Raw genomic sequence first — 13,157 nt, 5'->3', positions numbered from 1 at the left:
CAAGTAACGCCGTCATTTAAGGTAAAGCTTGAATTAATATCGAAAGACCGTGCCGTTCGGTGTCCTGCCCTGGCAATGAGCCTCGACTGTCGCTTACCCCTTGATTTTTGGCTGCCAAACCTCGATATCGGGCTCAAAATCCATATCATTCGAGATTGACGGGAAACGGCGATGAGCGACCAGGCAAAAGACGAGCGCGCGCCCGATGAAGTCGAGGCGACCGAGGCCAATGCCGAGCGCACGGAAGGCAGCATCGATGGCGACTATGAAGCCCTTGTGCGGCTGCTGAAGGAAAATGAGGACCTGAAGGACCGCGCGCTGCGTGTCGCGGCCGAGATGGAAAACCTCCGCCGCCGCACCGCGCGCGACGTGCACGACGCGCGCACTTACGCGGTGGCGAATTTCGCGCGCGACATGCTGTCGGTGTCGGACAATCTGCGCCGCGCGCTCGACGCCATCCCGGCTGAAGCCAAGGCATCCGGGGACGCCGGCTTCAAGGCGCTGATCGAAGGCGTCGACCTCACCGAGCGCGCCATGCTGTCGGCGCTGGAACGGCATGGGGTCAAGAAACTCACGCCTGAAGGCGAGAAGTTCGATCCCAATTTCCACCAGGCTATGTTTGAAGTGCCCAATCCGGATGTCCCGGCAAACACCGTGGTCCAGGTCGTGCAGCCGGGCTATTCGATCGGCGAGCGGGTGCTGCGCCCGGCCATGGTCGGCGTCGCCAAGGGCGGCCCGAAGGTTGCGGCCGAAGCGGCAGTCGAGCCTGGGCCTGTCAATGAGCAGGCTGAGAAAGACGCCTGATGAGAGTGAGTAGCGAATAGGGAGTAGCGAGTAGGAAATAGTTGATAGCGGCCAAGTGGCTTCGTGCTATTCCCTATTCGCTACTCCCTTCTTGCTATTCGCTCACTCATGAACCCCATCGCGCTTCTCGACTATGCCGGCGTCGCCGTCTTTGCCGCGACCGGGGCGCTTGCTGCTTCACGCAAGCAGCTCGACATTATCGGTTTCCTGTTCCTGGCCAGCGTCACCGGCATCGGTGGTGGCACGTTTCGCGACCTGATCCTCAACGTACCGGTGTTCTGGGTGGGAAACCGGGACTATGTGCTGATCTGCGCGGTGGTGGCGGTGGTGGTGTTCTTCACCGCGCACCGTGTCGAATCCCGTTACAAGCTGCTGCTTTGGCTCGACGCCATCGGCCTTGCCGCGTTTTCCGTGATGGGCGCGGCCAAGGGACTTGCCATCACCGGCTCGCCGGCGGTGTCGGTGATCACCGGCATGCTGACCGCTACATTCGGCGGTATCCTGCGTGATCTTCTGGCGGGGGAGCCTTCCGTGCTGCTGAGGCCCGAAATCTATGTCACGGCCGCGCTCGTCGGCGCTGCCATCTTTACAGCAGGCGATGTTGCTGGCTTGCCGCAGATTGTCTCAGGATTGGCCGGCTTCGCCGCGGCGTTCGCCGTGCGCGGTGGGGCGCTCCGCTTCGGTTGGGCATTTCCCCCTTACAAGAGCCGGCCCGGCCGGCGACCGGAAGATATTCCGTGAAAGAGGGAATAGCGAATAGGGAGTAGCGAATAGTGGTTGTTGCCGCGCAACTCCGGCCACGACGTCCTATTCGCTATTCGGCTATTCACGCAGCGAAGCGCTGGGCTTCCCCGCCATAATAGTTGACGTAGCGGGCGCCGATTTCCTTTACGGGCATCACGACGAACACGTCGACCGTCGAGAATTCGCGGTCGATAACGCAGCCATCGCCGATGCGGGCGCCGACTCGCAGATAACCCTTGACCAGCGGCGGCATCGCCGCAATCGCCGCCTTGGCGTTGACCGCCTCTATCGGCATCAGATCCATCGAACAGTAGCGCCCGGACACCGCGCGCACGTCCCAGGCCGAATTCGTCCGGCAGTGATGGGCGAGATAGGTAAGCGCCTCGGCATGCGCCGCCGGCACGGTGCCGTGGAAGGACGCGCAGCCGGTCATCACACCGATTTCGTAATGGTTGATATAGGCCCAGATACCTTGCCACAGCGCCTCAATGGTGCGCTTCGACCGATATTCAGGCAACACGCAGGAGCGGCCGAGCTCGAGAAAACGCTGGCCGGGGTGACGGGCGATGAGCTTGGTCAGCTCGAATTCACCTTCGGAATAAAATCCTCCAGCGGCGGCCGCGATTTCTTGCCGCAGCAGGCGATAGGTGCCGACGATACGGCGATGTTCGGGGCCGGAAAGCGAAGTATCGAAGACGAGCAGATGGTCGCAGAGCGGATCGAACCGGTCGGCGTCACGGCGATCCGGCGCCTGGAACAAATCCTTCCTGGCGCCGAGTTCATCGTAGAATACCCGGTAGCGGACTTCCTGCGCGGCCGCGATCTCGGCCTCGTTGCGGGCGAGCCGCACTTCGAGATTACCGATACGGCCGAGTGCTGCGCCCTTTATGACGGAATCGACGTTACGCCCGGCAAGCAAGGCGCTGCTGGCGTTCGGCCGAGTGTCACATTCCGGCATAACTGTATGCACGAGGATTCTCCTTCGAGCCATCCCTCTTGGCACGGGGATACGGTGTAGGTGCAACAGGATTGTGACAGTACCGTGATACGACCTCGTGGGCAATACTTCGTCGGCTGGCGAATACGGTCAACCGGCTACGTTACGCCAGCGGGCGGGTTGGATGGGCGGTCGAAGTTCCTGACCTTCGGTTCGGGATCATGCCCTAGGCCGCGACCTGTCCCTCGACGGCATTGACCAGCGCGTCGGGGTCGAGTGGCTTGGTAACGAAGCCGCTGGCGCCATGGGCAAGCACCGCATGGCGGGTCTTTTCCTGGCTATCCGCCGACAGCACCATGATCGGCACCGGCGGCACGGCGGTTTCCTCCTCGTAGCGGCGGATGGCAGCAATCGCGTCCAGCCCGTCCATGACCGGCATGTGAAGGTCCATCAGGACCACGTCGAAGCGATGGCTGTGCCCGGCGCCGGTGACAGCCTCGACGGCGGCCTTGCCGTTGCCAACCACCTTGACGCGATGTCCGGCCTTCAGCAGCGTGGCGCGGGCAAGCATGGCGTTGATGTCGTTGTCCTCGGCGATCAGCACCGACAGGCCCCGTTGGCGGCTGCCTACGGCACGAAGCGCGGGTGCGTGACGGTTTTCCGGCTGGGGCTGGGCGAGGGCGGAAGCATTGCTGCTCAACAGCACACGCAGAAGCGTTCCGCCACGCACCGGCCTGGCAAGGAAGGTTGCGTAGCCGCTGGCGCGGAACTCGCCAAGCATGCCGCGGTCGGTCGGCGCGATCAGGGTGATGGCCTCGCAGTCGGCGAAACCGCTCTGGCGCAGGCGCTTGAGCAGCCTTCCGTCGCTCTCTTCCATCGCCGCGTCGACCAGGAGCACATCGCAGCCGTTGGCAAAGGGCGCGGCCTGCGCGACGGTGGTGGCGACATCGACCGCGCCGCCATTGGCGCGGATGGTGCGGGCGATGGCATCGGCCTCGACGGCGTTTTTCGACAGGATCACCGCGCGCTTGCCCGAAAGCGCGTTCTGTCGGCTCTGCGGCGCTTCCGTGGCCGATATTGCCGGGATTTCGAAGACGAACTCGGATCCCTGACCGAACCGGCTCGATACTGAAATCGTGCCGCTCATGGCGGCCACCAGGCGTTTGGAGATGGCAAGGCCGAGGCCGGCCCCGCCATGCGTGCGCGTCGACGTGCCGTCGGCCTGCTCGAACTCCTCGAAAATGCGTTCCAGGTCGTCTTCATGCAGACCCGGACCGGTGTCGGCGATCGTGAAGCAGATGCGGTCGGTGGTTTCGGTGCGCGCGCGTGCGATGCTCACCAATACACCGCCGCTGTCGGTGAACTTGATGGCATTGCCGATGAGGTTGAGCAGCACCTGCCTGACCTTGCCCGGATCGGCGGTGATCAATTGGGGCACGTCGGGTTCGACATGGCAGCCCAGCCCGATATCCTTGGCGAAGGCGCGGGCAGCGAGCAATTCGACGATGTTGTCGGCGATTTCGCGCACCGACATCGGCTGCGGCTCCGGGTCGAAGCGCCCCGCCTCGATCTTGGAGTAATCGAGCAGATCCTCGATCAGGGCAAGCAATGCGCTGGCCGACGTCGAGACGGCGCCGACATAGGTCTGCTGTTCCGGCGACAGGCTGGTGTCGGCCAGCAACCTGGCCATGCCCATGATGCCGTTCATCGGCGTGCGAATTTCATGGCTGACCGTGGCGAGGAAGCGCGATTTGGCCTGGCTGGCGTATTCGGCCCGCTCGCGAGCGGTGATCAGCGAGGATTCGGCGCGTTTGCGGGCGGTGATGTCGCGCGCGATGGCGCGATGCGAAACGGCGCCGCTGTCCTTGTCGCGCACCGACAGTTCGATCCACGAAAACCAGCGCGGACCGCTCGGCGTGCGGATGGAGACATCGGTGGAACTCAGGCATTCATGATCGGAAAAGGCAGCATCGGGAACGATGCCGACATCGATGCCGAGTTCCGCCAGGGTCTTGCCGGCGAGGTCGCGTTGATCGCTTTCGACGAGGTCGGCGAAGATCTTGTTGGCATAGACGATGTAGCCATCGCGGTCGCGATGAATGACGAGGTCGCCAAGTGCGTCGATCAGCCCGCGAAACCGCTCCTCGCTCTCCTGCATCTCCCACATGCGGTCGGCCAGCGTCTCGATCTCGGCGCGGCTGCGGGCGGTGGTCTCGTCGAGCAGGACCGCGGTGCGGTGTTCGCTCCGCCTGGCGCGCAGATGCAGGGCAAGGCCGGCAAGGCCGACTGCCAGCAATGCGACGCTGATAAAGATCGGTGCTCCGGTCAGATGCGCCAGGCCTGCCAGCACGACGATGGCGGCGAAGGCCAGCAACGCAAGGCCCTCGCGCCTGGCGGGTTCCGGCTCGGGCACCAGCGGCGGCGCGGCAACAAAGCGCCGCGTCGACGTCGGCGCCGCATCGACGTCTTCGCCCGTGTCCACCTGTTGGCTGCCGGATTCCGCGATCATGCGAAACCCTTGCCAGATAGAGATTATGGAAAATTGCGGCGGATCGTTCGAATTTTAGCGGATGAGCGCTTTTCGCCGCGACGGTTGCGGATTTGCCATCCGAGTTGGCAATTCCGTCCGCCATCTCAGGGTAGTCGAGCGGTTCACATATCCACGACGACACGACCGCGGATCTTGCCGTCGACGATGTCATGCGCGGCGTCGATGATGCCGTCGAAACCGATGGTCGTCGACAGGCTGGCGAGCTTCTGCAGATCGAGGTCGGTGCCGATGCGCCGCCATGCTTCGAGACGGACCGCCTTCGGCGCCATCACCGAATCGATGCCGAGCAGCGAGACGCCGCGCAGGATGAAGGGGGCGACGCTCGTCGGCAGGTCCATGCCGCCGGCCAGGCCGCAGGCGGCGACCGCACCGCCATACGAGGTCATCGACAGCACGTTGGCCAGCGTGTGGCTGCCGACCGCGTCGACACCGCCGGCCCAACGCTCCTTGGCCAGCGGCTTGGCCGGTTGGGCAAGCTCGTCACGCGATATCACTTCGGCGGCGCCAAGGTTGATCAAATAGGGACTTTCGGCGTTGCGGCCGGTGGACGCAACGACATGGTAGCCGAGGCTGGACAGGATCGAGACCGCGACCGAGCCGACGCCGCCGGCCGCCCCCGTCACCACCACCGGGCCGCGATCGGGCAGGATGCCGTGCCGTTCCAGCGCCATGACGCAGAGCATGGCGGTATAGCCGGCGGTTCCTACCGCCATCGCGTCATGCGGGCTCATCCCTTGCGGCAGCGGAACCAGCCAGTCGCCCTTGACGCGGGCGCGGCCGGCATAGGCGCCGAAGTGGGTTTCGCCGACGCCCCAGCCGTTCAGGATGACCTTGTCGCCGGCGCGCCAGTCAGGATGGGAAGACGAGATGACGGTGCCGGCGAAATCGATGCCCGGCACCAGCGGCCAGCGGCGGATCACCGGCGCCTTGCCGGTGATTGCAAGGCCGTCCTTGTAGTTCACCGTCGTCGCCTCGACCGCGATGGTGACATCGCCTTCCATCAGGTCGGCCTCGGTGAGATCGGTCACGGCTACCGACTGCTTCTTCTCGGCGTCACGCGAAACGAGGATGGCTTTGAAGGTTTCGGGCATCTCTTTCTCCGCGATCTTGTTTGGCGACATGGACTGTGCGGCGACGGCCGCACGGGGTCAATCTTTGGAAGACTTGGCATTCGAAGGTCTGGGCTCGCGCCGCCAGCCGAACAGTTCGTCGAAGACGACCAGGGCCGCGCCCACCGAGATGAAGGCATCGGCCAGGTTGAAGACGGCGAAGGACCAGACCGGCGTATGGAACAGGATATAATCGATGACATGGCCGTATATGGCGCGGTCGATGAGATTGCCGAGGGCGCCGCCGACGATCAGAGCAAAGCCGGTGCGGGCAAGGATCTGGGACGGCGCGATCCGCGTCGCCAGGAACAGCACGAAGGCAACGACCGCCAGCGAGATGACAATCAGCCCGGTGTCGCCGAAGGTCGAGAACATCGAGAAGGCGATGCCGGTGTTGTAGGTGCGAAACAGCGCCAGGAACGGCACGAGATCGAGTTTTTCCTGAAACGGCAGGCCGGTCTCGACCAGATGTTTTATCCACTGGTCGAACGCTATGGCCGCGACGACGAGCAGCGCGTAGGGGGACCATGATCTCACGGGCGGGCAACCTTCATTGCTGGTCCACGATTGGTTCGAGCTTCAGCGCGCCGCGCCGGATCTCGAACAGCATTATGCCGGTGGCAACGGCAAGATTGAGCGAATCGGCGCGGCCAGCCTGCGGAATTCTAAGCAGCCTGTCGCAACTCGCCGCCAGGCTTTCGGGCAGCCCCTGCTGCTCGTTGCCCATCATCAGCAATACCGGGCCGCGCGAAAAGTCGACCGAGCGGTAGTCGACGGCGCCTTTCAGGTGGGTGCCGGCGACAAGGCCTGAAAATCCGCCTCGCCAGGCAAGGAAGGCCTCGGTCGTCGCCTTGGCCACCGGCACGGCAAAGATCGAACCCATGGTGGCGCGCACCGTTTCCACGGAAAAGGGATCTGTGGTGTCACCGACCAGGATGACGCCCTTGGCGCCGACAGCATCGATGGTGCGGATGACGGTGCCGAGATTGCCGGGATCGCGCACCCGGTCGAGCGCCACCCAGACATCGCCATTGTCGGCGCGGATATCCTTCAAGGCCAGGAATCTTTGCGAGAAGACGCCAACCACCATTTGCGGATTGTCGCGGCGGGTGATGGCGACGAGCACCTTTTCGGACACTTCGAGCACCGTGCCACCGGCGGCAACGGTGCGCGCAGCGACCTTCTCCACCGCGGCGTTGCCGCGCCCGGCCTTGGCGAAAACCAGTGTCCTGATCTGCCAGCCGAGATCGAGCGCGTCGATGACCAACTTCAACCCCTCGGCCATGAAGGCATTCTGCTGGTCGCGGAATTTCTTCTGGGCGAGCGCCTTGATGTCCTTGACCAGCGGGTTGGCGAGGCTGGTGACTTCCTTCACCAGCCCGGGTGCGCCTGCATGCCGCTCGTTCATATCAGGCCACCCAACGCGAAAACAATGAGGTCGAAAGCGCTCGGCCGGCGGACTTTTCACGGATGATGAGCTCTCCGGATTCGACCGTGCCGCCCATGCCGGCAAAGGTGTCGCGCATCAAGGCATGGATGGCGAAGAAGGAGGCGCGGATAGAATAGGCGGTCAGCACCACGGCGAGTGGTTTGGGTGTCAGGATCGCGCGGCAAAGGTCGGTCAAATCAGGCAGGTCCTCGAACAACTGCCAGACCTCGCCCTTGGGGCCGCGACCATAGGCCGGCGGGTCGAACAGGATTATGTCGTAACGGCTGCCTCGACGTTCCTCACGTTCGGCGAATTTCACCGCGTCGTCGACGATCCAGCGGATCGGCTTGCTGCCGAGTCCGGCCATTTCCTGGTTCTCGCGGGCCCAGCCGATCGCCTTCTTCGAGGCATCGACATGGGTGACCTCGGCGCCGGCGCGGGCCGCAACCAGCGAGGCAAGCCCGGTATAACCGAACAGGTTCAGCACCTTGACCGGCCGCTTGGCCGCCGCGATCAGCCCGGCCATGTGGTCCCAGTGCGAGGCTTGTTCGGGAAAGACGCCGACGTGGCGAAACGAGGTGAAACGGCCGAGATAGTCGATGCCGTCATGCTTCATCGGCCAGGTTTCGCCGAGCGGCGTCTTCGGGAAGCGCCAGCGGCCGATGCCTTCCTCGTCGGTATCGCCGGTGAAAACGGCGTCGGCGCGCTCCCAGTCCTTTGCCGGCAAGGCCTTCTGCCAGATCGCCTGGCCCTCGGGCCGCACGATGCGGTAGCGGCCGTATTGCTCGAGCTTCTGCCCGGCGCCGCTGTCGAGCAGCGCATAATCGGCATTCGGCGCCACTTCGAGGATCACCGGAAGATGCTCGGTGGGCAGGACGCCATCGCGCCGGGCGAGGATGCGCGGCGTCGATTTCGGCTGGGAGCGGTCTTCGGCCTTCGCCTCAAGCCGCTCGCGCGGCTGCGGTTCCGGCCTGGCGGGAGCGCGGCCGGCAGGCGGACGTGACTGGTCCCCCGCACCCTTCGCGGATTGATGCGGACGGTTGTCGCGGCGTTTGTCGCGAAAAGACTTCAAGCGGGAGCAACTCCGAGCGGCGTGGCCGCTTTTGGCATAGGCCAACCTGCTTCGCAACCAAGTCCGCCGCGCAAGCCTCTCTGGTTTGTGTCGGCCGACGATGGACCAATGTCAAAGAAACAGGCAAGTCTTCGATATGTCCCGCTCTGAACGCCTGCTTGACCTGATCCAGACGCTGCGCCGGCATCGGCGGCCGGTGAGCGGGCAGGCGCTGGCCGATGAGCTCGGGATTTCGATCCGCACGCTCTACCGCGACATCGCCACGCTGCAGGGCCAGGGCGCGCCGATCGAGGGTGAGGCAGGACTGGGCTATGTGCTCAAGCCCGGCTTCATGCTGCCGCCGCTGATGTTCAGCGACGAGGAGATCGAAGCCATCGTGCTCGGCTCGCGCTGGGTCGCCAAGCAGCCGGACCAGCGTCTGTCGGCCGCTGCCGCCAACGCGCTGGCCAAGATCGCCGCCGTGCTGCCGGACGATCTGCGCGAGGATCTCGACGCGAGCACGCTGCTGGTCGGGCCTCCCGCAGCAGTCATTGAGGGCATCGACCTCGGCCTGGGCAGGCGATCCGCAACGAGCGCAAGCTCGGCTTTTTGTACCGCGACGCCGGCGGCGCGGCCTCCGAACGGGTGGTCTGGCCGTTTGCGCTGGGGTTCTTCGACAAGGTGCGGGTCGTGGTGGCGTGGTGCGAGATGCGCCAGGATTTCCGGCATTTTCGCGCCGATCGAATATCCGGACTCAACGCCACCGATACGCGCTATCCGCGCCGTCGCCAGGCACTTCTGAGGGAATGGCGGGCAACGCTCGACAAACCCCGCAGTTCGTGACGACTGCTGCCAGAATCTGACAGTAGCTCATTCTATGGTCGCCAAGTTGAAACACTGAACCTTGGAGAGCAGACATGATCGCCCCGAATTTCGTCATCCTCTATGTCGACCAGCCGCAGCAGAGCGGCACCTTCTATAGCGCGCTGCTCGGTCGCGAGCCGGTCGAAAGTTCGCCGACCTTCGTGCTGTTCGTACTCGACGCGGGCTTCAAGCTCGGCCTCTGGTCGCGCCATACGGTGGAGCCTGCCGCAGCGACGGCAGGCGGCGGCGCCGAAATCGTCTTTGCGCTGGATACGCCGGACGCGGTCGATGCCGCCCACGCCGACTGGGCCGGGCGCGGGCTGAAGATCCTGCAGACGCCGACCGACATGGATTTCGGCCGCACCTTCGTCGCGCTCGATCCCGACAATCATCGCCTGCGCGTCTACTGGCTGTCCGATGAGGAACAGACCGATGGGGGACGGAAATGAGTGCGCATTGGATCGCGGTGGCGTCGGCCGAACATGTCCGGCGCGGGCGCCAGGGCGGCTTCATGCAGGTCAATCACGGCAAGGCAGCACCCCTGCGCCGCGTCAAGCCTGGTGACGGTATCGCCTATTATTCGCCAACCACAATTCTCGGCGAGAAAGACGGCCTGCAAGCGTTCACGGCAATTGGCACGGTGCGGGAAGGCGAGCCCTATCAGGGCGATATGGGCGGCGGCTTCACGCCGTTCCGCCGCGATGTCGCCTGGGCAAAGGCCGAGGAAGCATCGATCAAGCCGTTGCTCGACAGGCTGGACTTCACCGCCGGCAAGTCCAACTGGGGCTACCAGCTGCGCTTCGGCCTTTTCGAAATCAGTGCGCATGACTTTTCGCTGATCGCCGAGGCGATGGGCGCCAAAATGGCTGCGGCGGTGAACTAAGCCACGAGCGCCTTGTAGACGGCAATGCCGGCGGCAAGGTCCTCGAGTGCCGCGCCCACCGACTTGAACAGCGTGATCTCGCTGGCGCTCTCGCGACCCTTCTTCTCGCCGCGCGCCAATTCGTGCAGATCGGCGACGATGGCGTCCGGCTTCAGCACGCCGGAGGCCAGTGGCTGGACGATGTCGCCGGCCTCCTTGGTGGCGCCGGCGCGGGTGTCGACATAGACGCGGGCGGTCGCGATCGCGTCATCGTCGCTTTCGCGCATCGTCGGGGTAAAGCCGCCGACCAGGTCGACATGGGTTCCCGGCTGCAACAACGCGCCCTTGATCAGCGGTGTCGTGGTGATCGTCGCCGAGGAGACGATGTCGGCCTGCCCAAGTTCGGCATCGAGATCGCTTGCCGCGCTGGCCGTGAAGCCTTCGGCGCGCAGATCGGCGGCGACCTTCTCGGCATTGGCAGGGGTACGGTTCCAGATGCGGATGGTCTTGATCGGCCGCACGGCGCTATGCGCCTTGGCGAGGAAGGGCGACAGCGCGCCGGCGCCGACCACGAGCAGCCGCGAGGCGTCCTCGCGGGCGAGATAGGAAGCAGCCAGCGCCGAGGCGCAGGCGGTGCGCCACTGCGTCAATCTCTGGCCGTCGATCAAGGCTTCGGGTTCGCCGGTGGCGCCATTGAGCAGCAGATAGAGGCCCATCACCGCGGGCTTTCCGATAGCGTTGTTGTCAGGCGAGACGGTAACGATCTTGACGCCGATGTGACCACTGGCCGACGTGCCAGCGGCGTTGAAGTCGGTCCAGGCCGGCATCAAAAGCAGCGTCGAGGCGGCGCCGACGGGCCGTTCGACGGTATGGTGATGCCTTACCGGCTGTACGGCACCCTCGCGAAAGGCCTCCCGCAGCGTCTCGACCAGGCCGGGAAAGGTCAGCGCATGATCGACCTCGGCGGCCGAAATGGTCAGCATGGAAAACTCCGTGGAGAGAAAACCGTCGACCGGCGGTTCAAGTGGTCGGTTTCGGCAACGCCGAACCTTGGGCCGAACCTTGGGCCGACCCTTGGGCCGGGCCTTGCGCCGCCGCCGGCGCGCGGCTGACCGCCTGGCGCAGGTTCTCGGCTTCGACGCCACGCTGGCGCGCCAGTTTGCGGTAGCGGCCCTGCTTGACCCAGGTTGCCAGGCTGCCAACGACCATGCCGATGGCGAGCGCCAGGAACAGGAAGATGAACAGTGGCAAGGTCAGCGTCAGCTTTGGATTGCCGGGGTTGAACGGGTCCAGCGTGAAGGCGACCAGTTCGCGATTGGCGACGGCGAGCGCGATCAGGATGATCGCCAGGGGCACGAAGACCACGATGAGCATGAAGCGATTGAACATGATGTTTGCCGTCGGAAAGGCTGGCTGGCGCTGACGCCGCGCCTACTTGCCGCCGTTCAGCCTTTCGCGCAGCTCCTTGCCGGTCTTGAAGAACGGCACCCATTTCTCCTCGACCTCGACGGACTCGCCGGTGCGTGGATTGCGGCCGGTGCGGGCGGGACGGTTTTTCACCGAAAAAGCACCGAAGCCGCGCAGCTCGACGCGATTGCCTTCGGCGAGAGCGTCGGTGATCTCATCGAAGATCGCGCCGACGATGTTTTCGACGTCGCGCAGGAAAAGATGCGGATTGCGCGTGGCAATAATCTGCACAAGTTCGGACTTGATCATCAGACGGGTCCCCGTGAAAGCAGTACGGTCAAAATTATGAGGATGATTTTATTTGCTTTTTCACTTGCCCCAAACGGCATCTCAAGGGTGCCAGACGGAAACGAGACCGTCAAGAAACAAGCGGTCGGCGCCGAGTTCATGAATGACATCGCCGCTGTAGGCGGGCAGCCCGAGCGCGCTGCCGATGGTTTGCGCCATCGCTTTCGAGAACAGGAAGCCGCCGCGCCGTTCCGTATCCTTCCACTCGACGACCTTCAGTTTGGCATCGACGCCCTTGGTCGCCAGCCAGTCGACCGCTTCGGTCTCGCCGCCGACAGCGTCGATCAGCCCGTTGGTGACGCCCTGGCGGCCGGTGAAGATCGAGCCATCGGCGAGCGCCAGCGCTTGCTCGCGGGTCATCTTGCGGCGCTCGGCGACGATGCCGACGAACCAGTCGTAGCTGTCGAGGATGAGTTTGCGGACCATGGCGCGCTCGTCGTCATTGGTCGGCTTGAAGGGAGATGGGGAAGCTTTCAGCGGCGAGGATTTCACTTCCTCAAGCTTGACGCCGAGCTTGTCCATCAGGCCGCTGACATCAGGATACTGGATCAGCACGCCGATCGAGCCGACGATCGAGGTCTTGCGTGCGACGATATGATCGGCGGCACTGGCGATCATGTAGCCCGCAGATGCGGCAAGCGTGCCGACTTCCGCGACCACCGGCTTGTCAGCGGCCAGCTTGCGCACCTCTTCATAGATCGATTCACCGCCGACCGTGGTGCCGCCAGGCGAATCGATCGACAGGATCACGCCTTTCACCTTCGACGACTGGCGGATGGTTTCCAGCCGCTTGATCAGCTCCTCGTCCTCGGTGATGGTGCCCTCGATCCTGACCTTGGCGATATGGTCGACCGCCGAGCCGGTGAAATCCTCGCCATAAAACCAGGTTGAAAGTGCAATCACCCCAAGTGCTACGATGCCGATGGCGGCAACCCGCCAGAATGTCAGCTTGCGCCGCAAGCGGCGGCGGTCGATCAGGTCGTCGGCTCTCAGTGCCATGGTCAGCCTTTCAGTCGGCGGGAGGAGACGCTTTTAGACCATCATCTTCCCA

14 protein-coding genes and 1 pseudogene are annotated in these 13,157 nt (G+C 64.1%); 5 read left to right on the top strand and 10 right to left on the bottom strand.

Annotation, left to right across the window (positions count from 1 at the left end; translation table 11 throughout):
• The first annotated feature begins 171 nt into the window (after positions 1–171).
• Complete coding sequence (gene grpE, locus AC0ZT5_RS18345) at positions 172–804, top strand: nucleotide exchange factor GrpE (protein ID WP_184876939.1); 633 nt, start codon at positions 172–174, stop codon at positions 802–804.
• 108 nt (positions 805–912) lie between these two features.
• On the top strand, positions 913–1,545 hold the full coding sequence (locus AC0ZT5_RS18340; protein ID WP_477285641.1) for a trimeric intracellular cation channel family protein: 633 nt from the start codon (positions 913–915) through the stop codon (positions 1,543–1,545).
• 85 nt (positions 1,546–1,630) lie between these two features.
• Here the strand turns inward: AC0ZT5_RS18340 and olsB are convergent, their stop codons facing one another.
• The 6 genes from olsB to AC0ZT5_RS18310 all read right to left on the bottom strand — a co-directional run bounded on the left by olsB (position 1,631) and on the right by AC0ZT5_RS18310 (position 8,646).
• The gene (olsB, locus tag AC0ZT5_RS18335; RefSeq protein ID WP_457151051.1) at positions 1,631–2,506 is read right to left on the bottom strand and encodes a l-ornithine N(alpha)-acyltransferase; all 876 of its coding nucleotides are present in this window, start codon (positions 2,504–2,506) and stop codon (positions 1,631–1,633) included.
• A 205-nt stretch (positions 2,507–2,711) separates the two neighbouring features.
• Positions 2,712–4,994: a response regulator gene (locus tag AC0ZT5_RS18330; protein ID WP_488497566.1), complete on the bottom strand. Its 2,283-nt coding sequence runs from the start codon at positions 4,992–4,994 to the stop codon at positions 2,712–2,714.
• 143 nt (positions 4,995–5,137) lie between these two features.
• Positions 5,138–6,127 (bottom strand): acrylyl-CoA reductase (NADPH), encoded by a 990-nt coding sequence (gene acuI / locus AC0ZT5_RS18325; protein ID WP_488497565.1) that lies wholly within the window; start codon positions 6,125–6,127, stop codon positions 5,138–5,140.
• A gap of 57 nt (positions 6,128–6,184) precedes the next feature.
• Positions 6,185–6,682 (bottom strand): signal peptidase II, encoded by a 498-nt coding sequence (gene lspA / locus AC0ZT5_RS18320; RefSeq protein WP_488497564.1) that lies wholly within the window; start codon positions 6,680–6,682, stop codon positions 6,185–6,187.
• Between the two features lie 13 nt (positions 6,683–6,695).
• Positions 6,696–7,553: a TrmH family RNA methyltransferase gene (locus tag AC0ZT5_RS18315; protein ID WP_477285649.1), complete on the bottom strand. Its 858-nt coding sequence runs from the start codon at positions 7,551–7,553 to the stop codon at positions 6,696–6,698.
• A 1-nt stretch (position 7,554) separates the two neighbouring features.
• A complete protein-coding gene (locus AC0ZT5_RS18310) occupies positions 7,555–8,646 on the bottom strand; it encodes an RsmD family RNA methyltransferase (protein ID WP_488497563.1) in 1,092 nt (363 codons plus the stop codon).
• Positions 8,647–8,782: 136 nt separating this feature from the next.
• On the opposite strand from AC0ZT5_RS18310, the pseudogene AC0ZT5_RS18305 reads away from it, so the two are divergent.
• The 3 genes and pseudogenes from AC0ZT5_RS18305 to AC0ZT5_RS18295 all read left to right on the top strand — a co-directional run bounded on the left by AC0ZT5_RS18305 (position 8,783) and on the right by AC0ZT5_RS18295 (position 10,372).
• A pseudogene (locus tag AC0ZT5_RS18305) lies at positions 8,783–9,468 on the top strand (helix-turn-helix transcriptional regulator).
• Positions 9,469–9,542: 74 nt separating this feature from the next.
• Positions 9,543–9,938, top strand: coding sequence for a VOC family protein (locus AC0ZT5_RS18300; RefSeq protein ID WP_488497562.1), 396 nt, complete (start codon positions 9,543–9,545; stop codon positions 9,936–9,938).
• The gene (locus tag AC0ZT5_RS18295; RefSeq protein ID WP_488497561.1) at positions 9,935–10,372 is read left to right on the top strand and encodes an EVE domain-containing protein; all 438 of its coding nucleotides are present in this window, start codon (positions 9,935–9,937) and stop codon (positions 10,370–10,372) included. Before AC0ZT5_RS18300 ends, AC0ZT5_RS18295 begins: the two co-directional genes overlap by 4 nt.
• Here the strand turns inward: AC0ZT5_RS18295 and lhpI are convergent.
• The 4 genes from lhpI to sppA all read right to left on the bottom strand — a co-directional run bounded on the left by lhpI (position 10,369) and on the right by sppA (position 13,105).
• Positions 10,369–11,334: a bifunctional Delta(1)-pyrroline-2-carboxylate/Delta(1)-piperideine-2-carboxylate reductase gene (lhpI, locus tag AC0ZT5_RS18290; RefSeq protein WP_488497560.1), complete on the bottom strand. Its 966-nt coding sequence runs from the start codon at positions 11,332–11,334 to the stop codon at positions 10,369–10,371. The two genes, AC0ZT5_RS18295 and lhpI, sit on opposite strands and share 4 nt — an antisense overlap.
• Positions 11,335–11,371: 37 nt before the next feature.
• On the bottom strand, positions 11,372–11,740 hold the full coding sequence (locus AC0ZT5_RS18285; protein ID WP_488497559.1) for a DUF1049 domain-containing protein: 369 nt from the start codon (positions 11,738–11,740) through the stop codon (positions 11,372–11,374).
• Between the two features lie 42 nt (positions 11,741–11,782).
• Positions 11,783–12,067 (bottom strand): integration host factor subunit beta, encoded by a 285-nt coding sequence (locus tag AC0ZT5_RS18280; RefSeq protein ID WP_006200394.1) that lies wholly within the window; start codon positions 12,065–12,067, stop codon positions 11,783–11,785.
• Between the two features lie 81 nt (positions 12,068–12,148).
• Positions 12,149–13,105 (bottom strand): signal peptide peptidase SppA, encoded by a 957-nt coding sequence (gene sppA / locus AC0ZT5_RS18275; protein WP_488497558.1) that lies wholly within the window; start codon positions 13,103–13,105, stop codon positions 12,149–12,151.
• Positions 13,106–13,157: the final 52 nt, after the last annotated feature.

The sequence above is a fragment of the Mesorhizobium sp. CNPSo 4670 genome, from assembly GCF_057784235.1.
This window is presented reverse-complemented; position numbering and strand designations above follow the sequence as displayed.